35 protein-coding genes and 1 pseudogene are annotated in these 22,640 nt (G+C 42.2%); 32 read left to right on the top strand and 4 right to left on the bottom strand.

The genetic code is table 11. The features are described from left to right. Positions 1 to 5: 5 nt before the first annotated feature. From hmpA to F4W09_RS06385, 3 genes are all read right to left on the bottom strand, one after another. On the bottom strand, positions 6 to 1,214 hold the full coding sequence (gene hmpA / locus F4W09_RS06395) for an NO-inducible flavohemoprotein (RefSeq protein ID WP_151504346.1): 1,209 nt from the start codon (positions 1,212 to 1,214) through the stop codon (positions 6 to 8). 204 nt (positions 1,215 to 1,418) lie between these two features. Beyond that, on the bottom strand, positions 1,419 to 3,002 hold the full coding sequence (locus F4W09_RS06390) for a helicase HerA-like domain-containing protein (protein WP_151504345.1): 1,584 nt from the start codon (positions 3,000 to 3,002) through the stop codon (positions 1,419 to 1,421). Between the two features lie 19 nt (positions 3,003 to 3,021). Beyond that, positions 3,022 to 4,209 (bottom strand): PLP-dependent transferase, encoded by a 1,188-nt coding sequence (locus F4W09_RS06385; RefSeq protein WP_243791788.1) that lies wholly within the window; start codon positions 4,207 to 4,209, stop codon positions 3,022 to 3,024. 158 nt (positions 4,210 to 4,367) lie between these two features. Here F4W09_RS06385 and F4W09_RS06380 point away from each other — a divergent pair, with 158 nt between their 5' ends. The 30 genes and pseudogenes from F4W09_RS06380 to F4W09_RS06235 all read left to right on the top strand — a co-directional run bounded on the left by F4W09_RS06380 (position 4,368) and on the right by F4W09_RS06235 (position 20,598). Further along, on the top strand, positions 4,368 to 5,102 hold the full coding sequence (locus F4W09_RS06380) for a type 1 glutamine amidotransferase (protein ID WP_151504343.1): 735 nt from the start codon (positions 4,368 to 4,370) through the stop codon (positions 5,100 to 5,102). 262 nt (positions 5,103 to 5,364) lie between these two features. Beyond that, positions 5,365 to 5,676: a 30S ribosomal protein S10 gene (gene rpsJ / locus F4W09_RS06375; RefSeq protein WP_000070912.1), complete on the top strand. Its 312-nt coding sequence runs from the start codon at positions 5,365 to 5,367 to the stop codon at positions 5,674 to 5,676. A 58-nt stretch (positions 5,677 to 5,734) separates the two neighbouring features. Then, positions 5,735 to 6,373, top strand: a complete 639-nt coding sequence (gene rplC / locus F4W09_RS06370; RefSeq protein WP_016168602.1) for a 50S ribosomal protein L3 — start codon at positions 5,735 to 5,737, stop codon at positions 6,371 to 6,373. Between the two features lie 11 nt (positions 6,374 to 6,384). Next, the gene (gene rplD, locus F4W09_RS06365) at positions 6,385 to 6,987 is read left to right on the top strand and encodes a 50S ribosomal protein L4 (protein ID WP_016168601.1); all 603 of its coding nucleotides are present in this window, start codon (positions 6,385 to 6,387) and stop codon (positions 6,985 to 6,987) included. Further along, entirely contained in the window at positions 6,984 to 7,304 is a 321-nt protein-coding gene (gene rplW / locus F4W09_RS06360; protein ID WP_016168600.1) for a 50S ribosomal protein L23, read from the top strand. Before rplD ends, rplW begins: the two co-directional genes overlap by 4 nt. A gap of 11 nt (positions 7,305 to 7,315) precedes the next feature. Continuing rightward, positions 7,316 to 8,140: a 50S ribosomal protein L2 gene (gene rplB, locus F4W09_RS06355; protein ID WP_016168599.1), complete on the top strand. Its 825-nt coding sequence runs from the start codon at positions 7,316 to 7,318 to the stop codon at positions 8,138 to 8,140. Positions 8,141 to 8,153: 13 nt separating this feature from the next. After that, entirely contained in the window at positions 8,154 to 8,429 is a 276-nt protein-coding gene (rpsS, locus tag F4W09_RS06350; RefSeq protein WP_004641066.1) for a 30S ribosomal protein S19, read from the top strand. A gap of 11 nt (positions 8,430 to 8,440) precedes the next feature. Beyond that, a complete protein-coding gene (rplV, locus tag F4W09_RS06345; RefSeq protein WP_001982638.1) occupies positions 8,441 to 8,770 on the top strand; it encodes a 50S ribosomal protein L22 in 330 nt (109 codons plus the stop codon). Position 8,771: 1 nt separating this feature from the next. After that, a pseudogene (gene rpsC, locus F4W09_RS06340) lies at positions 8,772 to 9,591 on the top strand (30S ribosomal protein S3). Continuing rightward, on the top strand, positions 9,531 to 9,944 hold the full coding sequence (rplP, locus tag F4W09_RS06335; protein WP_016168597.1) for a 50S ribosomal protein L16: 414 nt from the start codon (positions 9,531 to 9,533) through the stop codon (positions 9,942 to 9,944). The pseudogene rpsC and the gene rplP overlap by 61 nt, the downstream one beginning before the upstream one ends. Next, positions 9,944 to 10,141, top strand: coding sequence for a 50S ribosomal protein L29 (rpmC, locus tag F4W09_RS06330; protein ID WP_004650482.1), 198 nt, complete (start codon positions 9,944 to 9,946; stop codon positions 10,139 to 10,141). The genes rplP and rpmC overlap by 1 nt, the downstream gene beginning before the upstream one ends. After that, on the top strand, positions 10,138 to 10,395 hold the full coding sequence (gene rpsQ / locus F4W09_RS06325) for a 30S ribosomal protein S17 (RefSeq protein ID WP_016168596.1): 258 nt from the start codon (positions 10,138 to 10,140) through the stop codon (positions 10,393 to 10,395). Before rpmC ends, rpsQ begins: the two co-directional genes overlap by 4 nt. An 89-nt stretch (positions 10,396 to 10,484) precedes the next feature. Further along, positions 10,485 to 10,853, top strand: a complete 369-nt coding sequence (gene rplN / locus F4W09_RS06320) for a 50S ribosomal protein L14 (RefSeq protein ID WP_001982634.1) — start codon at positions 10,485 to 10,487, stop codon at positions 10,851 to 10,853. A 9-nt stretch (positions 10,854 to 10,862) separates the two neighbouring features. Continuing rightward, the gene (rplX, locus tag F4W09_RS06315; protein ID WP_044739623.1) at positions 10,863 to 11,180 is read left to right on the top strand and encodes a 50S ribosomal protein L24; all 318 of its coding nucleotides are present in this window, start codon (positions 10,863 to 10,865) and stop codon (positions 11,178 to 11,180) included. A gap of 15 nt (positions 11,181 to 11,195) precedes the next feature. Further along, complete coding sequence (gene rplE / locus F4W09_RS06310; protein WP_016168594.1) at positions 11,196 to 11,732, top strand: 50S ribosomal protein L5; 537 nt, start codon at positions 11,196 to 11,198, stop codon at positions 11,730 to 11,732. A 9-nt stretch (positions 11,733 to 11,741) separates the two neighbouring features. Then, positions 11,742 to 12,047 carry a 30S ribosomal protein S14 gene (gene rpsN / locus F4W09_RS06305; protein ID WP_004754234.1) on the top strand — a complete coding sequence of 102 codons (306 nt, stop codon included), beginning with the start codon at positions 11,742 to 11,744 and terminating at the stop codon, positions 12,045 to 12,047. A gap of 13 nt (positions 12,048 to 12,060) precedes the next feature. Next, positions 12,061 to 12,456 carry a 30S ribosomal protein S8 gene (gene rpsH / locus F4W09_RS06300; protein ID WP_044739622.1) on the top strand — a complete coding sequence of 132 codons (396 nt, stop codon included), beginning with the start codon at positions 12,061 to 12,063 and terminating at the stop codon, positions 12,454 to 12,456. A 13-nt stretch (positions 12,457 to 12,469) separates the two neighbouring features. Further along, positions 12,470 to 13,003: a 50S ribosomal protein L6 gene (gene rplF, locus F4W09_RS06295; protein ID WP_016168592.1), complete on the top strand. Its 534-nt coding sequence runs from the start codon at positions 12,470 to 12,472 to the stop codon at positions 13,001 to 13,003. A 14-nt stretch (positions 13,004 to 13,017) separates the two neighbouring features. Then, on the top strand, positions 13,018 to 13,368 hold the full coding sequence (gene rplR, locus F4W09_RS06290; RefSeq protein WP_016168591.1) for a 50S ribosomal protein L18: 351 nt from the start codon (positions 13,018 to 13,020) through the stop codon (positions 13,366 to 13,368). A gap of 2 nt (positions 13,369 to 13,370) precedes the next feature. Beyond that, positions 13,371 to 13,868 (top strand): 30S ribosomal protein S5, encoded by a 498-nt coding sequence (rpsE, locus tag F4W09_RS06285; protein WP_004657688.1) that lies wholly within the window; start codon positions 13,371 to 13,373, stop codon positions 13,866 to 13,868. A 6-nt stretch (positions 13,869 to 13,874) separates the two neighbouring features. Beyond that, on the top strand, positions 13,875 to 14,051 hold the full coding sequence (gene rpmD / locus F4W09_RS06280; protein ID WP_000849088.1) for a 50S ribosomal protein L30: 177 nt from the start codon (positions 13,875 to 13,877) through the stop codon (positions 14,049 to 14,051). A gap of 3 nt (positions 14,052 to 14,054) precedes the next feature. Then, complete coding sequence (gene rplO, locus F4W09_RS06275) at positions 14,055 to 14,495, top strand: 50S ribosomal protein L15 (RefSeq protein ID WP_016168590.1); 441 nt, start codon at positions 14,055 to 14,057, stop codon at positions 14,493 to 14,495. A gap of 45 nt (positions 14,496 to 14,540) precedes the next feature. Further along, positions 14,541 to 15,860, top strand: coding sequence for a preprotein translocase subunit SecY (secY, locus tag F4W09_RS06270; RefSeq protein WP_171284999.1), 1,320 nt, complete (start codon positions 14,541 to 14,543; stop codon positions 15,858 to 15,860). Positions 15,861 to 15,880: 20 nt separating this feature from the next. Further along, positions 15,881 to 15,997 carry a 50S ribosomal protein L36 gene (gene rpmJ / locus F4W09_RS06265; protein WP_000867907.1) on the top strand — a complete coding sequence of 39 codons (117 nt, stop codon included), beginning with the start codon at positions 15,881 to 15,883 and terminating at the stop codon, positions 15,995 to 15,997. Between the two features lie 107 nt (positions 15,998 to 16,104). Continuing rightward, a complete protein-coding gene (gene rpsM / locus F4W09_RS06260; protein WP_016168588.1) occupies positions 16,105 to 16,461 on the top strand; it encodes a 30S ribosomal protein S13 in 357 nt (118 codons plus the stop codon). A 19-nt stretch (positions 16,462 to 16,480) separates the two neighbouring features. Continuing rightward, complete coding sequence (gene rpsK / locus F4W09_RS06255; protein WP_004281491.1) at positions 16,481 to 16,867, top strand: 30S ribosomal protein S11; 387 nt, start codon at positions 16,481 to 16,483, stop codon at positions 16,865 to 16,867. A 12-nt stretch (positions 16,868 to 16,879) separates the two neighbouring features. Continuing rightward, on the top strand, positions 16,880 to 17,503 hold the full coding sequence (gene rpsD / locus F4W09_RS06250) for a 30S ribosomal protein S4 (RefSeq protein WP_016168587.1): 624 nt from the start codon (positions 16,880 to 16,882) through the stop codon (positions 17,501 to 17,503). A 17-nt stretch (positions 17,504 to 17,520) separates the two neighbouring features. Then, on the top strand, positions 17,521 to 18,528 hold the full coding sequence (locus F4W09_RS06245; RefSeq protein WP_016168586.1) for a DNA-directed RNA polymerase subunit alpha: 1,008 nt from the start codon (positions 17,521 to 17,523) through the stop codon (positions 18,526 to 18,528). Positions 18,529 to 18,546: 18 nt separating this feature from the next. Next, entirely contained in the window at positions 18,547 to 18,912 is a 366-nt protein-coding gene (gene rplQ / locus F4W09_RS06240; RefSeq protein ID WP_016168585.1) for a 50S ribosomal protein L17, read from the top strand. A 195-nt stretch (positions 18,913 to 19,107) separates the two neighbouring features. Continuing rightward, positions 19,108 to 20,598, top strand: a complete 1,491-nt coding sequence (locus F4W09_RS06235) for a flavin-containing monooxygenase (protein ID WP_151504342.1) — start codon at positions 19,108 to 19,110, stop codon at positions 20,596 to 20,598. A gap of 49 nt (positions 20,599 to 20,647) precedes the next feature. Here the strand turns inward: F4W09_RS06235 and F4W09_RS06230 are convergent, their stop codons facing one another. Then, complete coding sequence (locus F4W09_RS06230) at positions 20,648 to 21,820, bottom strand: acyl-CoA dehydrogenase family protein (RefSeq protein WP_151504341.1); 1,173 nt, start codon at positions 21,818 to 21,820, stop codon at positions 20,648 to 20,650. Between the two features lie 184 nt (positions 21,821 to 22,004). Here F4W09_RS06230 and F4W09_RS06225 point away from each other — a divergent pair, with 184 nt between their 5' ends. Together F4W09_RS06225 and F4W09_RS06220 are read left to right on the top strand one after the other, a co-directional pair. Then, positions 22,005 to 22,262, top strand: coding sequence for an FAD assembly factor SdhE (locus F4W09_RS06225; RefSeq protein ID WP_016168582.1), 258 nt, complete (start codon positions 22,005 to 22,007; stop codon positions 22,260 to 22,262). Further along, on the top strand, positions 22,255 to 22,638 hold the full coding sequence (locus F4W09_RS06220; protein ID WP_151504340.1) for a hypothetical protein: 384 nt from the start codon (positions 22,255 to 22,257) through the stop codon (positions 22,636 to 22,638). Before F4W09_RS06225 ends, F4W09_RS06220 begins: the two co-directional genes overlap by 8 nt. Positions 22,639 to 22,640 lie beyond the last annotated feature (2 nt).

Here is a 22,640-nt window from a genome sequence, read left to right as displayed (position 1 = left end):
TGGGTTTAAATACGAACCCCGCCTGTACCAAATGCTTCACTGTGAATTTGTTCAGGTTTAATACCACGAGCAACCAGTGCTTTATGCTGTTCAGCCATAAATGGCATTGGACCACAAAGATAGTAATCTGCATTGACAGGTAGAAGAGCTGCATCCATTGTGCCGAGGTCTAGGCGTCCAGCGACATCATAATCTTCACCTAAGACATCAGTTGCATGTGGAAATTCATAAGCCGTAAATGTGCTGAGGCGAGGGAACTTCGATTTCTGTGCATGAATATGTTGTTTCATGGCATGTACTTCGCTGCTACGACAAGCATGAATAAAACTTACAGGTTGTGGCATGTCTAGTGTAACCAATTGATTTAACATGGCAATCATTGGGGTTAATCCAACACCACCACTGATAAAGACATTGCGTTTGCTGCTATCAATTAAGTAGAAGTTACCTGTTGGTGCGGAAACTTCAATTTCGGCACCTTCTTCTAAGCCGTGAAGCGTATTAGAAACCCATCCGCCAGCTAAATCACCTTTTTCATCTTCACGTTTTACCGAAATGCGTAAATAGTCAGCTTGTGGGCTAGTCGATAACGTGTATTGGCGAGGTTGTTTTAAACCTAATTCTTCGACAAAGACGCGAACTGAAATATATTGACCTGCTTGATAGGTTGGTAATGCACCACCATCAACAGGAGCGAGATAGAAAGAAGTGATTTCATCACTTTCAACCACTTTTTTGGCAATTTTGAAATTACGCCAGCCTAACCAACTGCCTTTTGTTTGTTGGTGCAGATCATAAATCGCTTTTTCAGTGCGAATAAACAAATCAGCTAACTGACCATAAGCCGCTGCCCACGCATCAATTAATGGATCTTCCATTGAGATATTAAGGACTTCACTGATTGAGTGCAGAAGGTTTTCACCCACAATATTATAGTCAGGGGCTTGAATATTCAGGCTGACATGTTTGTGTGCGATTAATTCAACCACAGGCAGAAGAACAGATGGGTCTTCAATATTTTCTGCATAAGCCAGAACAGCACCTGCAAGTGCTTGTGCCTGTGCACCACTACGTTGGTGTCCCATATTAAAAGTTTCTTTTAATTCTGGGTTTTTGCCTAGCATACGGTTATAAAAATAGCCAGTTAATGCAACGCCATTTTCACGAAGAACAGGGACAGTAGCTTTAACAAGTTCAATTTGCTGTGGAGTCATGAGGTGATCTCACTTGGCTGTTATTTATAAGATGTATTTAAAATACATATTTAATATTTTAATTGCAATCTATTTTTAATATAAAACCATATTTATTTTATGGAATAAAAAATTTATGGGTTTATGCTGAAAATTTGGCAATAAGAATTGTATGATTTACCTAAGTTTTTTATGTGCAGATTACGCCCCAAGGTGATGGGAATGCTATTTCCCACCAAACAAAGAGCCTAATAAACCACGCACAATTTTTTGTCCAGTCGAGCCACCTAAACTGCGTGCGGCACTTTTGGCAAAAGTTCCGACCGTGTCTTGAATTAACTTTTCTCGCTGTTTGGCAGCACGCTCTGCTTCTTTTTGTTGTTCTCTTGCAATCCGTTCTTCCTCACGTGCTTGCTGTTTCGCCAGTACTTCAGCTTCTTTGGCCTGTTGTTTCGCAAGGTTTTCTTGTTCTTTGGCAAGTTGTTTCTCTTGTTCAACTTGAATAGCTTGCTGTTGGCGTTCAACAACTTTTTGCTGTAAACGTTCGTAAGCACTATCTCGGTCTACACTTTGTTCATAAACACCAGCAACAATACTCTGTGAAATTAATGCTTGACGTTGTTCTGGGCTAATGGGGCTAAAAGATGAGTAGGGAGGCATCACCCATGCACGCTCGACAACTTGCGGTATACCTTGTTCATCTAGACAGCTAATTAAGGCTTCGCCTACGCCCAATTCGGTAATAGCTTGTTCAACATTAAATTCAGGATTGGCACGGAATGTTGCAGCAGCAGTTTTAACCGCTTTTTGATCTTTAGGTGTGAATGCGCGTAAAGCATGTTGTACCCGATTTCCTAATTGCCCAAGTACGGTTTCAGGTAAATCCAGCGGATTTTGAGTGACAAAATAAATTCCGACACCTTTGGATCGAATTAAGCGCACCACTTGTTCAATTTTTTCTTGCAGTGCAGCACTGGCATTATCAAAAAGTAAATGGGCTTCATCGAAAAAAAATACCAGTTTCGGTTTGTCCATATCACCGACTTCAGGCAATTGCTCGAATAATTCAGAGAGCATCCAGAGTAGAAAGGTGGCATACAGTTTAGGGGTGTTCATCAATTTATCCGCTGCAAGCAGATTGATGTAACCTCGGCCATCAGCATCAGTTTGAATAAAATCAAGAATATTTAAACTAGGTTCACCAAAAAACTGATCTCCACCCTGATCAGCAAGCGCCAGTAAGTTACGTTGAATGGCACCTAGGCTGGCAGGTGATAGATTACCGTATTCGGCTTTGAATTCCGCGGCATGCTCGCTGACATAACTAAGCATTGCTTTTAAATCTTTAAAGTCAATGAGCAGTAACCCCTGATCATCGGCAATCCGAAAAACTGCCGATAAAACACCTTCTTGCGTGTCATTTAAATTCAGCATTTGTGCCAGTAAAAGTGGCCCAATTTCAGAAACCGTACTGCGTATAGGATGTCCTTGTTCGCCAAATAAATCCCAGAACATCACAGGTGAGGCAGCAAAAGGAATAGAATCAATTCCTAGGCTTTTGATGCGTTCGTCAAATTTTGGATTGCTACTACCTGCTTGTGCAAGGCTTGAGACATCACCTTTGGCATCTGCAAGGAAAACGGGCACACCAATGCGTGAAAAACTTTCTGCCAAGACTTTTAAGGTCACGGTTTTACCAGTACCTGTTGCGCCTGCAATCAAGCCGTGTCGATTGGCAAATTGAGAATGTAAAACAATAGCTTGTGTGGTATCAGTAGTTTTTTTTGCAATAACGATTGGTGTACTCATTTTTCACCTATTTTAGAATTTATTCGAGCTGTTTTAATGCGTTTTGAATATCTTGGACTAAATCCTCAGCATCTTCTAGTCCTATGCAAAAGCGGACCAATAAACCTTGTTGTAAATGTGTATTTTTTAGTGAGCGCATATGGTTGAGTTCATACAACATAACCAAGCTGATTGGACCACCCCAGCTAAAACCGAGTTTAAATAAATTAAGATGATCACAAAATTTACGCACTGCTTTTAAGTCATATTCGGGTTTAAAAATTACACTCACCAAGCCTGCACTTTTTCCTGTTGTGCAGACTTGTTTCCAGTGAGTATGTCCTGCGGCATCTGGATCACTAGGATGTAACACCTGACTAAATTGTGGTTGCTGTTTTAACCATGCGAGCAACTTCAAGGCAGATTGAGCTTGTTGATCATAACGGATGGACATGTGTGCCAAACTGCGCTGAATCTGAGCAGTATCATCGCCAGACACCGCGATCCCTTGTATGGCATGCATACGGAACAATTTGTGATGCAATTGCAGATCACGCGTCACGACTGAGCCCATTAAAATATCACCACCACCACTTGGATACTTGGTTAAGGCATGCACACTAATATCTACAGCCAAATGTTCATCAGAAAAATCGAAAGGATTAAATGCTAAACCTGCACCCCAAGTATTATCCAGTACGGTCAAAATCTGTTGAGCTTGTGCTTTTTGAACTAAGCCAACCAAATCAGGAAATTCTAAGGTGACTGATCCTGTAGCTTCGAGCCAAAGGAGTTTGGCATGTTCAGAGGGGGTGAAACTGGTTACATCTATAGGGTTATAAACTCGAACCAGAATCCCATAGCGTTTTTCCAAATTACGCAGATGTTCCATATTTGGACCATAGACATTATCGGGTACCCAGACTTCATCTCCTTGTGCCAGTAATGCAGAATTGACCAAATTAATTGCGGATAGTCCACTAGGTGCCAATAAGCAGTATTCGCCACCCTCGATTTGAGCGATCTGATCGGCTAAGGTAAACGTGGTGGGTGTACCATGTGTGCCATAACTGTAGTCATACGGGTCAGTCCAGTGGCGATTAAATAGTGCATCAGTATTTTCAAAAATAATGGTAGATGCACGAAACAGGGGAGGTTGAACGCTGGAAATATACTGAGGTGCTTTTCTTGGTGCATGAATTAGCGCAGTTTGAAATTTCTTGTTCAAGATGTGACTCATCTAAAGCGTAAGATGTCATCTAGATTAAGAGAATAAGTTAATTTTCGCTACCGAATTGGGAAGAACTGTAAAAACAAGCAACCAAATCAAAAGTTGGCTTCAATTTTGCTAAATCTAAGCAAAGCTACAACAATAGGTTACAGCGCATGAAGTCGCATTTAAAAGTACATTATTTTCAGCATATTGCTGGTGAAGGGTTCGGTAGTTGTTATGAGTTTTTAAAAGCACATCAGGCACAAATTACGGCCACAGAATTCTTTGCCTTGCCTGTGGATTTACCTCTAGAGATTGAGGCCTTACCACAAATTGAAGATGTGGATCTTCTCATTATCATGGGGGGAGCTATGAGTGTGAATGATGAGGTTAATTATCCATGGTTAAAAATCGAAAAGCGTTGGCTAAGACGTTATTTGGCATTGGGTAAACCTGCTATTGGGCTATGTTTGGGTGGGCAATTGATTGCGAATGCTCTGGGCGCAGCAGTCAGTAAAAATGGTGCGCAAGAGTTGGGGTGGACTACGGTACGAAAAGTAAAACATGTACCACAAGATTGCTTTGAGTTACCTGAGTATTTTAATGTCATGCAGTGGCACAGTGAGACTTTTGAGATTCCTAAAGGCGCCATTCATTTGGCGGAAAATGATGTGTGTCGTAATCAAATGTACCAAATTGGTAAAAATGTTCTTGGTTTTCAGTTTCATCCCGAAATCACGCCTGAAACCCTAAGTTTATTTTTGGAAAATGACGAAGAGCTGGCTCATTTTTCTGGGGCCTTTGTACAAACTGAAAGTGAATTAAAACACTCTTCAAAAGCACACTTTTTACAAGGAAATCAATTGCTCAATCAAGCTATTGAATATGTCTTACAAAAAACAGCATGATGATTAAATAGTAAACAAATGAAAATCATCAAAATTTGAAAAAAAGACCAAAAAAGACAAAATGGATTTGCTTAAGCGTTAAACAATCGATATAATGACTCACCCTTCAAAGGAAGGGGGTTAACTGCGAAGAAAGTAGTTAGCATCGTGACAGTCATGGCATCGATCATGACCTTAGTGATTTTCACTGCCTTTGACACTTACCAATAGGTGAGATGCGTCAAGGGTGATTCTTTATATATTTGGCTTGGAGTTAACTGGTATGTCTAACCAGAGAATTCGTATCCGTCTTAAGTCTTTTGATCACCGTTTAATTGATCAATCTGCTCAAGAGATCGTAGAAACAGCAAAACGTACTGGCGCACAAGTTTGTGGTCCAATCCCGATGCCAACACGCATCGAACGTTTTAACGTTTTAACATCACCGCACGTAAACAAAGATGCTCGTGACCAATACGAGATCCGCACTTACAAGCGTTTGATCGACATCGTTCAACCTACAGATAAAACTGTTGATGCATTGATGAAGTTAGATCTTGCTGCTGGTGTTGATGTTCAGATCGCTTTGGGTTAAGGCTTTCGGTTAATTAACGTTTTTAGTTAATTAGGCCGCTTTTTTAGAGGTTATGCACATGGCTATTGGTTTAGTCGGTCGCAAGTGCGGTATGACCCGTATCTTTACAGATGCTGGTGTTTCTGTGCCTGTAACAGTGATTGAGGTTGATCCTAACCGCATCACACAAATCAAAACGCTTGAAACTGATGGTTATCAAGCGATTCAAATCACTACTGGTGAACGTCGCGAATCTCGCGTAACTAACGCTCAGAAAGGTCACTTCGCTAAAGCGGGTGTTGCTGCTGGTCGTCTAGTTCAAGAATTCCGCGCTACAGAAGCTGATCTTGAAGGTCGTGAAGTTGGTGGTGTTCTAACTGTTGACTTGTTCACAGTTGGTCAAATCGTTGACGTTACTGGTACGTCTAAAGGTAAAGGTTTCCAAGGTGGTGTTAAGCGTTGGAACTTCCGTACCCAAGATGCTACTCATGGTAACTCAGTTTCTCACCGTGTTTTAGGTTCTACTGGTCAAAACCAGACTCCTGGTCGCGTATTCAAAGGCAAAAAAATGGCTGGCCATTTAGGTGCTGAACGCGTAACTACTCAGGGTCTTGAGATCGTTGCTATCGACACAGAACGTTCAGTTCTAGTTGTTAAAGGCGCGGTTCCTGGTGCTACTGGTGGCGACGTTACCGTTCGTCCTACGATCAAGGCCTGAGGGGAAATAACGTGAATTTAAAAACTGTTTCCGGCTCTGCTGTTGAATTATCTGAAGTTGCTTTCGGTCGTGAATTTAACGAGGCTCTTGTACACCAAGTTGTTACAGCTTACTTAGCTGGTGGTCGTCAAGGTTCGAAAGCTCAGAAATCACGTGCTGACGTATCTGGCGGTGGTAAAAAGCCATTCCGTCAAAAAGGTACTGGCCGCGCGCGTGCTGGTTCTATTCGTAGCCCAATCTGGGTTGGTGGTGGTAAAACTTTTGCTGCTCGTCCACAAGATTGGTCTCAAAAAGTAAACCGCAAAATGTACCGCGGTGCAATGCAATGTATCTTAGCTGAACTTGTTCGCCAAGATCGTCTTGTACTAGTTGAAGAGATTGCTGTTGCAGCTCCTAAAACTAAAGAATTGCTTGCGAAACTTAACGACTTGAATGCTACTCGCGCATTGATCGTTACTGATGCTGTAGATGAGAATCTATATCTAGCAGCGCGCAACATTCCACACGTTGATGTGGTTGATGCTACTGCAATCGATCCTGTTAGCTTGATCGCGTTCGATAAAGTTGTTATGTCTGTTGCTGCTGCTAAGAAAATTGAGGTAGAACTCGGATGAACAACGAACGTATCTATCAAGTCCTAAAAGGACCTGTATTCTCAGAAAAAGCACAAGTTTTAGGTGAGACTGCTGGTGTTCAAGTTTTCAAGGTTGCACTTGATGCAAACAAACTTGAAATCAAAAAAGCAGTTGAACAACTCTTTGGTGTTCAAGTTGTTAAAGTTAACACAACGATCACTAAAGGTAAGTCTAAGCGCTTTGGTAAAACATTAGGACGTCGTTCTGATGTTAAAAAAGCATACGTCACCCTGAAAGCTGGCCAAGATGTAGAAATGGCTGACTTGGGCGATACCGCTGAAAGCGCAGCGGAATAAGGACGAAAATTATGCCGATTCAAAAATGTAAGCCAACGTCTCCTGGACGTCGCTTTGTAGAGAAAGTCGTTCACGACCATCTTCACAAAGGCGCTCCGTATGCTCCGTTGGTTGAAGCTAAAAAACGTACTGGTGGTCGTAACAACAACGGTCACATCACGACTCGTCACGTTGGTGGCGGTCACAAGCAGCACTACCGTCTTGTTGACTTTAAACGTAACAAAGATGGTATTCCTGCTGTAGTTGAACGTATCGAATACGATCCTAACCGTACTGCACACATCGCTTTGTTGAAGTATGCTGACGGTGAGCGTCGTTATATCATCGCACCTAAAGGTTTGCGTGCTGGCGATAAAGTACAATCTGGTAACGATGCTCCAATTCGTCCAGGTAACTGCTTGCCACTTCGCAATATGCCTATCGGTTCTACACTTCACAACATCGAACTTAAAATCGGTAAAGGCGCGCAATTAGCTCGTTCTGCTGGTGCTTCTGTTCAGTTGTTGGGTCGTGACGGTTCTTATGCAATCATCCGTCTTCGTTCTGGTGAAATGCGTAAAGTTCACGTTGAATGTCGCGCTGTGTTGGGTGAAGTTTCTAACCAAGAAAACAACCTTCGTTCACTAGGTAAAGCTGGTGCAGCACGCTGGCGTGGTGTTCGTCCTACCGTTCGTGGTATGGCGATGAACCCAGTTGACCACCCACACGGTGGTGGTGAAGGGCGTAACAAAGGTATTCAACCTGTAAGCCCATGGGGTCAAAAAGCTAAAGGGTACAAGACACGTACCAACAAGCGTACGACTAAGATGATTATTCGCGATCGTCGCGTCAAGTAAAGGAATCTGATTAATGCCTCGTTCATTGAAAAAAGGTCCATTCGTCGATGCGCACTTGTTCGCTAAAGTTGAAGCGGCTATTGCTGCTAACAACCGTAAGCCGATCAAGACTTGGTCACGTCGTTCGATGATCCTCCCGGATTTTGTTGGTTTAACAATCTCTGTACATAATGGCCGTAACCACGTTCCAGTAATTGTTACTGAACACATGGTTGGTCACAAACTAGGTGAATTCGCGCCAACTCGTACCTATCGTGGTCACGGTGTTGACAAGAAGTCTAAACGTTAATAGGTGCTATGATGGAAGTAACTGCTAAATTACGCGGTGCCGCTATCTCGGCACAGAAAGCTCGTTTGGTTGCAGATCTTATCCGTGGCAAATCAGTTGCTCACGCGCTTAATATCTTAAACTTCAGCAACAAAAAAGCTGCAGTTTTAGTTAAAAAAGCATTGGAATCTGCAATTGCGAATGCTGAACACAATAACAGTTTAGATGTAGACGACCTTAAAGTTTCTACGATTTACGTTGATGAAGGCATGAGCCTTAAACGTATTATGCCACGTGCTAAAGGCCGTGCAGATCGTATTACTAAGCGTACTTGTCACATCACCGTTAAGGTAGGGGTTTGATATGGGTCAGAAGGTTCATCCAATCGGTATCCGCCTAGGTGTTGTGAAACGTCATAACGCTAACTGGTATGCGAATCCGAAACAATACGCTGAATACTTGCTTAAAGATTTGCAAGTTCGTGAGTTTTTAACTAAAAAACTTAAGAATGCAATGATCAGCAATATTCTTATCGAACGTCCAACAGGCGCTGCTAAAGTAACTATTAGCACTGCTCGTCCTGGTATCGTTATCGGTAAAAAAGGCGAAGACATTGAAAAATTACAGCGCGAACTTACCAGCATTATGGGTGTTCCAGCGCAAGTAAGCATCAACGAAATCGATCGCCCAGACTTAGACGCTCGTTTAGTTGCTGAAGCAATTGCTTCTCAATTAGAAAAGCGTGTTATGTTCCGTCGTGCTATGAAGCGTGCGGTTCAAAACACTATGCGTGCTGGTGCTAAAGGTATCAAAGTTGAAGTTTCTGGTCGTTTAGGTGGTGCAGAGATCGCTCGTACAGAATGGTATCGTGAAGGTCGTGTACCTTTACATACGCTTCGTGCGGACATCGACTACTCAACTATGCGTGCTGAAACGACTTACGGTACGATTGGTGTTAAAGTTTGGATCTTCCGTGGCGAGATCTTGGGTGGCATGAAACAAGTCATGAACCCAGCTCCAGCTGAAGAGCGTCCAGCTAAACGCGGTCGTGGTCGTGGTGAAGGTCAAGAGCAACGTCGTGGACGTCGTAATGACCGTGCTGCTGACAAGGGAGAATAATCCATGTTGCTACCTAAACGTACCAAATTCCGTAAAGTGCAAAAAGGCCGTAACACTGGTCTAGCGCACCGTGGTAGTACAGTATCATTTGGTTCAATCGCGCTTAAAGCAACTGAACGTGGTCGTATGACTTCACGTCAAATTGAAGCTGCGCGTCGTACCATTAGCCGTCGTGTTAAGCGTGGTGGTAAGATCTTTATTCGTGTATTCCCAGACAAACCAATTACTGAAAAGCCATTAGAAGTTCGTATGGGTAACGGTAAAGGTAATGTGGAGTACTGGGTTTGTGAAATCAAACCAGGTAAGATCCTGTACGAAATGGAAGGTGTGAACGAAGAATTGGCACGTGAAGCATTTACGCTTGCTGCTGCTAAGCTTCCGTTTAAAACCACTATCGTGACTCGGACGGTAATGTAATGAAAACTAAAGATCTACGTGAAAAGTCGGTAGAAGAGTTGACAGCTTTGCTTGATGAGCAGCAGCTTAACCAATTCCGTCTTCGTATGGCTAAAGCAACTGGTCAATTGGGTAAATCGCACGAAGTTGCACTTACTCGTAAAACTATTGCTCGTATTAAGACCCTCCTTACCGAAAAACAGGGGAACGGACAATGAGTGAAAAAACAGTCCGCACGTTAACCGGCAAAGTCGTAAGTGACAAAATGGACAAGTCTATTGTTGTGCTTATCGAACGTCGTGTTCAACACCCGTTGTATGGCAAATCAATCCGCCGTTCAACTAAATTACATGCTCATGATGAGAACAACACAGCTAAATTAGGCGACGTTGTGACAATCAAAGAAAGCCGCCCAATTTCTAAAACTAAGTCTTGGACATTAGTTGAAGTTGTTGAAGCTGCTGCTGAGTAATTAAACGTTCTTGCATCATCGGTCAATTTCGAGTACTCTTTGAGCCTTTCGAAATTGCGACCGGTGATGCACGGTTTTGGAGTAGGGCAATGATTCAAACCGAAACTATGCTCGACGTAGCAGACAACAGTGGTGCCCGCCGCGTACAATGTATTAAAGTACTTGGTGGTTCGCATCGTCGTTATGCTTCAGTTGGCGATATTATTAAAGTTACTGTAAAAGAAGCTATTCCGCGCGCACGTGTTAAAAAAGGTGACGTGATGAATGCTGTTGTAGTTCGTACAAAATTCGGTATCCGTCGTCCAGATGGTTCTGTGATTCGTTTCGACGATAACGCAGCTGTTATTTTGAACAACAACAAAGCGCCGATTGCAACTCGTATTTTCGGACCAGTGACTCGTGAACTTCGTACTGAACAGTTCATGAAAATCATTTCATTGGCTCCTGAAGTTCTATAAGAGGCAATCATGGCTAAGATTAAAAAAGGCGATCAAGTAATTGTGATCGCAGGTAAGGAAAAAGGCAAACAGGGTACTGTTCTGTCTGTTTCTAATGACCGTGTTATGGTTGAAGGCCTTAACTTGGTTAAGAAGCATCAAAAGCCGAACCGTGCAACAGGTGCTGAAGGCGCTATCGTTACACAAGAAGCTTCGCTTCATATCTCTAATGTGGCAATTTTTAATGCTACAACCCAAAAGGCTGACCGTGTTGGTTACCAAGTGATTGAAGGCGTGAAAACTCGCGTTTACAAGTCAAATGGTGAATCAGTGGCGGTAGCGAAGTAATAGGTTGAGAAGGCAATGGCCAGACTTAAAACGCGTTACAATGACGAACTTAAAGCTCAATTACAAGAGACTTTAGGCGTTAAAAATGTGATGGATATTCCACGCATCACTAAAATCACGATCAATATGGGTGTTGGTGCAGCAGCTGCTGACAAAAAACTCCTTGATGGTGCTCTTGCTGATATGCAAGCAATTGCTGGTCAAAAACCAGTGCTTACATTAGCTCGTAAATCAATCGCTGGTTTCAAAATCCGTGATGGTTGGCCGATCGGTTGTAAAGTTACTTTACGCGGCGAACGCATGTACGAATTCTTAGACCGTTTGATCTCTATTGCGATCCCTCGTATCCGTGACTTCCGTGGTTTCTCTTCGAAATCATTTGATGGTCGTGGTAACTACTCTATGGGTCTTAAAGAGCAAATCGTTTTCCCTGAAATCGATTTCGATAAGATTGATCGTATTCGTGGTATGGATATTACTGTTACTACGACTGCTCGCACCGATGACGAAGGCCGTGCGCTTATGCGTGCATTCGGCTTCCCGTTCAAATAAGAGGTCGATATGGCTAAGAAAGGTATGATTAATCGCGAATTGAAACGCGAAAAGACAGTTGCTAAATTTGCTGCAAAACGTGCTGAATTAAAAGCTACGATTGCAAATGTAAATGCAAGCGACGAAGAGCGTTTCGAAGCGATGATGAAGTTACAAGCATTACCACGTAATGCGTCTCCAGTGCGTCTTCGTAACCGTTGTGGTTTAACTGGTCGTCCTCATGGTTACTTCCGTAAGTTCGGTTTAAGCCGTAACAAATTACGTGACACAGTAATGCAAGGTGATGTACCAGGCGTTGTTAAGGCAAGCTGGTAAGGAGCGACTATAAATGAGTATGCAAGATACCGTTGCCGACATGTTAACTCGTGTTCGTAACGCACAAATGGCTAAGAAACAAGCAGTTTCTATGCCTAATTCTAAGTTGAAGGTTGCAATTGCTAACGTACTTCAACAAGAAGGTTATGTTTCAAACGTAGAAGTTGCTGACGTTGAAGGTAAAGCTACTTTGACCATCACTTTAAAATATTTCGAAGGCAAGCCAGTTATCGAAACTGTGAAGCGCGTAAGCCGTCCAGGTCTTCGCCAATATCGCGGTAAAGATGCACTTCCGAGCGTTAAGCAAGGTTTAGGTATTGCAATTGTTTCTACAAGCAAAGGCATCATGACTGATCGCGCTGCACGTGCTGCAGGCGTTGGTGGTGAAGTTATTGCTTTTGTTTCTTAATAGGTGATTCCTCATGTCTCGTGTGGCTAAAGCCCCAGTAACTGTACCTAACGGTGTTACAGTTACTCAGAACGGCCGGCAGGTCGAAGTGAAAGGCAGTAAAGGTACATTGTCTTTCAACCTGCATGCGCTGGTCGAGCTTAAACAGGAAGACGGTATTGTAGCTGTTGCTCCAAAAGCTGAGTCGAAAGACGCTTGGATGCAAGCTGGTACTGCTCGCGCTGTTCTTAACAACCTTGTAAAAGGTGTTAGCGAAGGCTTCGAACGTAAGTTACAACTTATCGGTGTTGGTTATAAAGCTGCGGTTAAAGGTAACGTTGTTAACCTTAACCTTGGTTTCTCTCACCCGATCGACTATACGCTTCCTGAAGGTGTAACTGCTGAAACTCCTACAGCAACAGAAATTATCCTTAAATCTGCTGATAAAGCACGTTTAGGTCAAGTTGCTGCGGATATCCGTGGTTACCGTCCGCCAGAGCCTTATAAAGGTAAAGGTGTTCGTTATTCTGACGAAGTTGTACTTCGTAAAGAAGCTAAGAAGAAATAAGGCGCGAGGTTCTTATGAACGAAAAGAAACAATCCCGTTTGCGTCGTGCGAAAAGCACACGCTTGCACATTCGTGCATTGGGTGCGACTCGTTTGTGTGTAAACCGCACTCCGCGTCACATCTATGCTCAAGTTATCTCAGCAGATGGTGGCAAAGTTTTAGCGCAAGCTTCAACTTTAGATGCTACTTTACGTGCTGGTGCAACTGGTAATATTGAAGCAGCGACTAAAGTAGGTGCTTTAATCGCAGAACGTGCTAAAGCAGCTGGTATTACTAAAGTTGCGTTTGACCGTTCTGGTTTTAAATATCATGGTCGTATCAAAGCCTTGGCTGATGCTGCTCGTGAAAACGGCTTGGAGTTCTAATCATGGCTAAAGTTGAACAAAACGAAGGTCTTGTTGAAAAGCTGGTTGCCGTTGATCGTGTAGCCAAAGTTGTTAAGGGTGGTCGTATCTTCTCTTTCACAGCATTAACTGTTGTGGGTGATGGTAACGGTCGTGTAGGTTTTGGTCGTGGTAAAGCGCGTGAAGTTCCAGCTGCTATTTCTAAAGCACTTGAAGCTGCACGTCGTAACATGATTACTGTAGACCTTGCTGGTACTACTTTACAACACCCTGTGAATGCACGTCATGGTGCAAGCCGTGTGTACATGCAACCTGCTTCTGAAGGTACTGGCGTAATCGCTGGTGGCGCTATGCGTGCCGTTCTTGAAGCTGCAGGTGTACATAACGTACTTGCTAAATGTTACGGTTCTACAAATGCTGCGAACGTTGTAAATGCAACTTTCAAAGGTTTGCGTGATATGACTTCTCCAGAGAAAGTAGCTGCTAAACGTGGTCTTTCTGTAGAACAAATTCAAGGGTAATCAATCATGAAAACGATTAAAGTTACCCAGACTAAATCTTCTTCTCATCGCTTGAAAAATCACAAGCTTTGTTTACAAGGTTTAGGTCTGCGTCGTATTGGTCATACTGTAGAAGTGCAAGATACGCCTTCTAACCGCGGTATGATCAACAAAGTCTACTATATGGTTAGTGTAGAGGAATAAGCCATGACTCTGCGTTTAAATGAACTTGCACCTGCAGAAGGTGCGAAGCGTGATAATCTTCGTCTAGGCCGTGGTATTGGCTCTGGCGTAGGTAAGACTGGTGGTCGTGGTATCAAAGGTCAAAACTCACGTAAAAGTGGTGGTACTCGTCCAGGCTTTGAAGGCGGTCAAACTGCGTTATATCGTCGTTTACCTAAATTCGGTTTCACTAGCCAAATCGCTTTAAAAACTGCTGAAGTACGTTTATCAGAGCTTGCTAAAGTTGAAGGTGATATTGTTTCACTTGAAACTTTAAAAGCGGCGAATGTTGTACGTAAAGATATGCTTCGTGCTCGTATCGTACTTTCTGGTGAAATTACTCGTGCATTCACTGTACAAGGTGTTGCATTGACTAAAGGCGCTAAAGCTGCTGTTGAAGCTGCTGGCGGCAAAGTCGAGGAGTAATCGCGAGTGTCTATGTCTCCTAGTTCTTCAGGTCATGTTCACATGATGAAAGGGCAACCATTTTACGTGAAATATCGTGAAATTATTCGCCGAATGACATTTCTCTTCGGTGCATTGTTGGTTTTTCGACTAGGAGCGCATATTCCAGTACCGGGCATTAATAATGCTGCACTTGAAAACCTTTTTAATGCAAACCAGGGCACAATCCTTGGTTTGTTTAATATGTTTTCAGGTGGTGCTTTAGAAAGAATGTCAATTCTTGCCTTGGGGATTATGCCGTATATTTCTGCATCAATTATTGTGCAGTTAATGTCGACTGTGATTCCATCACTCGAAGCTTTGAAAAAAGAGGGAGAGCAAGGGAAGCGTAAGATTAACCAATATACACGTCAAGGTACGTTGCTTTTAGCTTTGGTGCAAGCAACTGGGATGTGCGCAGGTTTGATCAGTCAAGGGATTACCCTTTCAGCTGGTTTAGCCTTCTATGTTCCTGCTGTAACCTCACTGGTTGCAGGTACTATGTTCTTAATGTGGTTGGGTGAACAAATTACCGAACGCGGAGTGGGTAATGGTATTTCCATGATCATTTTCGCTGGTATTGTTGCTGGATTGCCTAATTTAATTATGCAATCTATTTCATCAGTAGATAATGGTCAAACTAGTCTGATTGGCTTGGTTATTTTTGGCTTATTGTCTCTCGGTGTATTAGCAGCAATTGTGTTTATTGAGAAAGCGCAGCGTCGTATTCCAGTAAATTATGCTCAAAAACAACAAGGTCGTCGTGTATTTACTGCACAACAAACGCATTTGCCATTAAAAATTAATATGGCAGGTGTAATCCCAGCAATCTTTGCCAGTTCTTTGCTTTTGTTTCCAGCGAGTTTAGGACAGTGGGTAGGTAGCTCAGATCCGAGTGCAGGTATAATCAAACGCAGTCTTCAAGATTTGGCTCTTTTATTGTCGCCTGGACAGCCGTTGTATTTGGTGCTCTTTGGTGCGTTAATTATCTTTTTCTGTTATTTTTATACGGCGCTAGTATTTAGTCCTAAAGAAGTATCAGAAAACTTAAAACGCAGCGGAGCTTATGTGCCTGGTATTCGCCCAGGTGAGCAAACTGCTCGTTATTTAGATCATATTCTCAATCGTTTGACGTTTATTGGTGCGATTTATATTGCGATCGTGTGTTTAATGCCAATGATTTTGCAAAGTTCTTTTGGTATTCCATTCTATCTGGGTGGTACATCTTTGCTAATTGTTGTTGTTGTTGTTATGGATTTCATGGCGCAATTGCAAGCACATCTCACATCTCATCAATACGATAATCAAACGTTAATGAGAAAAACGACTGCTCATCCGAAGGGATAAGCGCACTTAGAGGTTTCATCATGAAAGTACAAGCTTCTGTAAAGAAAATTTGTGGTAGCTGTAAAGTTATCCGTCGTAATGGGGTTATTCGCGTAATTTGCAGCGCAGAACCTCGTCATAAGCAGCGTCAAGGTTAATCTGATCAAGACCTGTTGATTTCAGTAGGCTAATTAGGTTATTATCCGCCCCTCAAGATTTTTGTGGGGCGGTTGATTATCTCTACTGCCTTTTTGGAGAAAATTGAATGGCTCGTATTGCCGGTGTAAACATTCCGGATAACAAGCATGCTGTTATCTCTCTCACTTATATCTTTGGTATTGGTCGCCACACTGCTAAGAACATCTTGGCTGCTGTTGGTATCGCTCCAACAACAAAGATTCGTGAATTAGATGATGCTCAGCTTGATGCGATTCGTGCAGAAGTTACCAAGGTTCCAACCGAAGGTGATTTACGTCGCGAAATTTCCATGAACATTAAACGTTTAATGGATTTAGGCTGCTACCGCGGTCTTCGTCATCGTCGCAGCTTGCCTGTCCGCGGACAACGCACCAAAACTAACGCACGTACCCGTAAAGGTCCGCGCAAACCTATTAAGAAATAAGATTTCTGGAAGCTAAAAGATGGCTAAAGATACTCGCGCACGCAAGAAGGTCACTCGTACCGTCTCTGAAGGTGTCGCACACATTCACGCTTCTTTTAATAACACCATTGTAACGATCACTGATCGTCAAGGTAATGCATTGGCTTGGGCTACTTCAGGTGGACAAGGCTTCCGTGGATCACGTAAATCAACTCCGTTCGCTGCTCAGGTAGCTGCTGAAGTTGCTGGTAAAGCTGCTTTAGATTACGGTTTGAAAAACTTGGACGTCCTTGTAAAAGGTCCTGGTCCTGGTCGTGAGTCTGCGGTTCGTGCATTAGGTGCAGTGGGTTATAAAATTAACAGCATTACCGATGTGACTCCAATTCCGCACAACGGTTGCCGTCCACCTAAAAAACGTCGCGTGTAAGGAGAAACATTCATGGCTCGTTATATTGGTCCAAAATGCAAACTCTCTCGCCGCGAAGGGACAGACCTGCAATTAAAATCTGGCGTTAAACCATTTGACGTTAAGACTAAAAAACATGCTAAAGCTCCTGGCCAACATGGTCAAAGCCGTGCAAAACAATCTGAGTATTCACTACAATTACGTGAAAAACAAAAAGTACGTCGTATGTACGGTGTTTTAGAGCGTCAATTTAGTAACTACTATAAAGAAGCTGCTCGTGTTAAAGGCGCAACAGGTGAAAACTTGTTGAAATTGCTTGAAAGCCGTCTAGATAACGTTGTTTATCGCATGGGTTTTGGTTCTACACGTGCAGAAGCTCGTCAGCTTGTATCTCACCGTTCTATCACTTTAAATGGTCGTCGTGTTAACATTGCGTCTATCCAAGTTAAAGCTGGTGACGTGATTGCAGTTCACGAAGGCGCTAAGCAACAATTGCGTATTAAAAATGCAGTTGAATTAGCTGCTCAACGTGGTATTCCTTCTTGGATGGAAATTGACCATTCTAAGTTGGAAGGTACATTTAAAGCTGCACCAGATCGTTCTGATTTACCTGCTGAAATCAACGAAAGCTTGATTGTAGAATTGTATTCTAAATAATCCTTGAGGTAGCAATAATGACGCGTACTGCAAATGAGTTTCTAACTCCGCAAGCGATCAAGGTCGAAGCGGTTAGCGGGACCTCGGCAAAAGTTATTCTAGAACCCTTAGAGCGTGGCTTTGGTCATACTCTTGGTAATGCTTTACGTCGCATCCTTCTTTCTTCTTTACCTGGCGCAGCTGTGGTTGAAGTTGAAATTGAAGGTGTTGAGCACGAGTACAGTACTTTGGAAGGCTTGCAGCAGGACATCGTCGAGCTCTTGCTGAACCTAAAAGGATTGTCTATTAAGCTGTTCGATCAAAATGAAGCTTATTTGACATTAGAGAAACAAGGTCCTGGCGATGTTACTGCTGCTGACCTTCGTTTACCTCATAATGTTGAAGTGGTTAACCCTGAACACTTGATCGGTACATTAAGTGCAACTGGTTCATTAAAAATGCGCCTTAAAGTTGCTCAAGGCCGTGGTTATGAAACTTCTGATTCACGTTTCCCAGAAGGCGAAACTCGCCCAGTGGGCCGTTTACAGTTAGATGCTTCTTATAGCCCAATCAAACGTGTGTCTTACATCGTAGAAAATGCGCGTGTAGAACAACGTACTGACCTTGATAAACTGATCATTGATCTTGAGACAAACGGTACAGTTGATCCTGAAGAAGCAATCCGCAAAGCGGCGACAATTTTGCAACAACAAATTGCAATTTTTGTTGACCTTCAGAAAGATCAAGCTCCTGTTGCTCAAGAACCTCGTGAAGAAGTTGATCCAATTTTGCTTCGTCCAGTAGATGATCTAGAGCTTACTGTTCGTTCTGCGAATTGTTTAAAAGCAGAAAATATTTACTACATTGGTGATCTTGTACAGCGCACTGAGGTTGAGTTACTTAAAACTCCTAACCTTGGTAAAAAATCGCTTACTGAGATCAAAGATGTTCTGGCTTCTAAAGGCTTACAGCTCGGCATGCGTTTAGAGAACTGGCCACCAGCTAGTCTCCGTATGGACGATCGTTTCGCCTATCGTAGCCGTTAATTAAGTAGGACTATCACCATGCGTCATCGTAATAGTGGTGTGAAATTAGGCCGTACAAGCAGTCATCGTAAAGCGATGTTCCAAAACTTGGCTAATTCTTTGTTCGAACACGAGTTAATTAAAACTACTGTTCCTAAAGCTAAAGAATTACGCCGCGTTGCTGAGCCTTTAATCACTTTAGCTAAAAACGATACTGTTGCAAACCGTCGTTTGGCGTTTGCTCGTACTCGTTCAGCAGCAACTGTTGGTAAATTATTTACCGTTCTTGGCCCTCGTTACAAAGAACGTAACGGCGGTTATCTACGTGTTCTTAAAGCGGGCTTCCGTGCAGGTGATGCTGCACCGATGGCTTACGTTGAACTAGTAGATCGCGAAGTTAACTAATTTCGCAGGATAACTCAGTTGTTCTTAAAAAAAGGTCGGTTTTTAACCGACCTTTTTTATTGTTTTTTGTTTGACAATATTTACTTTTGTCCTGAAATGACATGATTTCTATCTGAATTTACTTAACTTGACATTGATCATTGTCAGATTTGTGCTTTAATAAAATGGAATTATCAGTCAGGTTATAAAAACAACATGGAAAAGCAAATTGATATATTGATTATTGGTGCAGGTATTTCAGGGATTGGTCTAGCTGCTCATTTATCTAAGAATAATCCAAATCGTTCTTATGAAATTATTGAACGACGTGAGAGTATTGGCGGAACATGGGATCTGTTCAAATATCCTGGTATCCGTTCTGATTCTGATATGTCTACCTTTGGTTATAATTTCAAACCTTGGCAGCAATCTAGTGTATTGGCTGACGGAGCTGCAATCAAAGGCTATTTGGCAGAAGTAGTAGAAGAATATCAACTTGCTTCTAAAATTCATTTTAAACACAACGTCATTTCTGCCAATTATGATTCAAGTATTCAAAAGTGGGTGGTTGAAATTGAAGATGATCATCAAAAGAAGCAGACTTGGGTGGCCAATTTTATTTTAGGTTGTACGGGTTATTATAATTATGAACATGGCTATCAACCGAAATTTCCGAATCAGCTTGAGTTCAAAGGTGAGTTTATTCATCCCCAACATTGGCCAGAAAATCTAGATTATCGTGGAAAAAAGGTGCTTATTATTGGGAGTGGTGCTACAGCAATCACTTTAGTCCCAGCCATGGCAAAAGGTGGAGCAGGGCATGTGACGATGCTACAACGTTCACCGACTTATATCGCGTCAGTTCCTTCAGTTGATATTCTTTATAATAAAATGCGTAAAATTTTACCTGAAGACCTTGCGTATAAATTGACTCGTGCACGTAATATCGGGATGCAGCGTGGTATTTATGCATTGGCACAAAAGCAACCAAAGCTCTTGCGTAAATTGCTATTAAAATCAATTGAGTTGCAACTGAAAGGTAAAGTCGATATGAAGCACTTTACCCCAAGTTATAATCCTTGGGATCAGCGTTTATGTGTCGTGCCTGATGGTGATTTGTTTAAAATTTTACGTTCTGGTCAAGCCAGTGTAGAGACCGATTTAATTGAGCGATTTACTGAAAATGGGGTTTTGTTAAAGTCGGGTAAACATCTTGACGCAGATATTATTGTTTCAGCGACAGGCTTGGATATTCAAATTTTAGGTGGTCTCAAGGCAACACTGGATGGTCAGCCAATTGATACCTCAAAACATATGCTCTATCAAGGGGTGATGGTAAGTGATGTACCGAATATGGCGATGATTATTGGTTATATTAATGCTTCATGGACTTTAAAGGTGGATATTGCGGCTGATTATATTTGTCGTTTGATCAATTATATGGATCAAAAGGGTTATGTAGAGGTGATCCCACAGGGTGATCAAACAGAACGACTTGAAGATACGGTGATGGGGAGTTTAACTTCTGGTTATATTGCCCGTGCAGCGAATGTGATGCCAAAACAAGGCAAGCATGCACCATGGAAAGTCACCAATAACTATTTGGTCGATCGTAAGGAGTTAAAAAATGCAACTTTCGAAGATGCTGTATTAAAGTTTAAGAAAGCATTATCACACGATCAACGTAAGCCTAAATTGGTCTCTTGAGCTATGAAGTAATCAAAAAAAGGAGCATTAAGCTCCTTTTTTTATGATGTTATAAAGTTCGTGAAATTAGCTCTTTCATAATTTCATTGGTGCCTGCATAAATGCGATTGGCGCGGTTATCGATATACGCCCTTGCAATTGGATATTCTAGCATATAGCCATATCCACCATGTAGTTGTAAGCACTCATCGACCACTTTAGAAAACATCTCTGAAATTTTGTATTTTGCAGCTGCTGCGGCATCGACACCTAAGTTTTCTGTGAGTTGTAACTGCATACAGCGATCAAGGTAGGTACGACAGAAATCGATTTCAGTTCTGAGTTCAGCTAATTTAAAGCGAGTATTTTGAAAACTGGAAATGCTCTTACCAAAGGCCTGTCGTTCTTTCGTATATTTAACAGTATGTGCAAATGCTGCCTCGGCGCCAGCTTGGCAGATAATAGCAACTAACATGCGTTCCCATGCCAATTCTTTCATCAGCATTATAAAGCCCATTCCCTCGGCGCCAAGTAGATTTTGCTTGGGTACACGAACATTATCAAAGAACAACTCGCAAGTGTCTTGCCCTTTCATGCCGATTTTATGCAGTGGTTTGCCTTTACTAAAACCGACACGGTCAGCTTCAACAATAATAAGTGATAAATTGGCAGAGCCTTTATCACTGTTGCCTGTTTTACAGACGACAATTGCCATGTCGCACAAATAGCCATTGGTAATAAAAATTTTGGAGCCATTAATTATATATTCATCACCATCAAGGACTGCTGTAGTTTTTATCGCTTGCAAATCAGAGCCTGTACCTGGTTCGGTCATTGCAATCGCGGTGACCACTTCACCTGTCGCCATTTTAGGGAGCCAATGCTGCTTTTGTGCTTCATTTCCAAAGTTCAGAATATAATTAGCGACAATGTCCGAATGTAGTGAAAACCCTGTTGCAGAGTCCATCGCATAAGCTTGTTCTTCAATCAGGATCATGCTGTATAGGCGGTCGACACCAGAACCACCATACGCTTCGGGCATGGTGGCACAGAGTAAGCCTAAATGTCCTGCCTTAGTCCATAAGTCCCGATCAACATGTTGTTGTTGTTCATATTTTTCAGTATTGGGGATAACTTCTTGAGTATAAAATTTCCGTACGGTGTCACGGAAGGCTTCATGTTCCGCATTGAACAGTTGACTTGGTAGCATGTGGGGCAGTGGGCGAATGGCTCCAGATTGCATGATGATGTCCTTTAATTATCATTGTGAGGTTGAACTTAAAAGATCTGTTGTGACTTGGGCAATGTGAGCAATGCTCAATTCCATGAAAAAAATGGTAGATTTGGTCATTCAGGGGAAATGTCTCGAAATTTCGCCAATGATTCGGTTAAACTAAGGCACTTCTGTTTGGTCTAGGGGAAATACAATGAGCGAAGAAATGACGCTTGAAGAACGCAAAGTGATTTATCGTGCGCGTCGCGGTTTAAAGGAAATTGATGTGTATTTTGACCCATATGTTCGAAATTATTATTTAGCTGCATCTCCTGAAGAAAAAGCGTTATTTGCAGAATTAGTTGAACAAGAAGACCCTGATTTACTCGATTGGTTTATGGAAGTCGGCGAACCGCCGCGTGCTGAAATTAAGACGTTTATTCTTAAATTAAAGCATTACGTTCATGGCTAATACTGCATATTATTTGAAACGCAGTCGCATGGCGATTGTGTTTCAAATAGGTTTGTTGCTTCTTATTCAATGTTTAGTTTCAGTTTTACTGCCCGTTTGGTTGGCAGTTGTTATTTTGATTATTTTGCTATTTTCATGGTGGATGCAATTTAAGCGCTCTACACTGCATTATTTTCAAGCATTTTCGGCTGATGAATGGTCTATTCAGTCTATAGATCAAGCTGTAAAGCACATGCGGCTTACGCGAGTGGTTGATCATCATTTTTATATTGTGCTTTATTTCCAACAGCAGTCATCTTGTAGTTATGTCATCTGGTATGACCAATTAACGCTTGTGGAGTGGAAAAAACTGAAATTGTTGGCAAAAATGTTCTAATT

The sequence above is a fragment of the Acinetobacter tandoii genome (assembly GCF_008867985.1).
GTDB lineage: Bacteria > Pseudomonadota > Gammaproteobacteria > Pseudomonadales > Moraxellaceae > Acinetobacter > Acinetobacter tandoii.
This window is presented reverse-complemented; position numbering and strand designations above follow the sequence as displayed.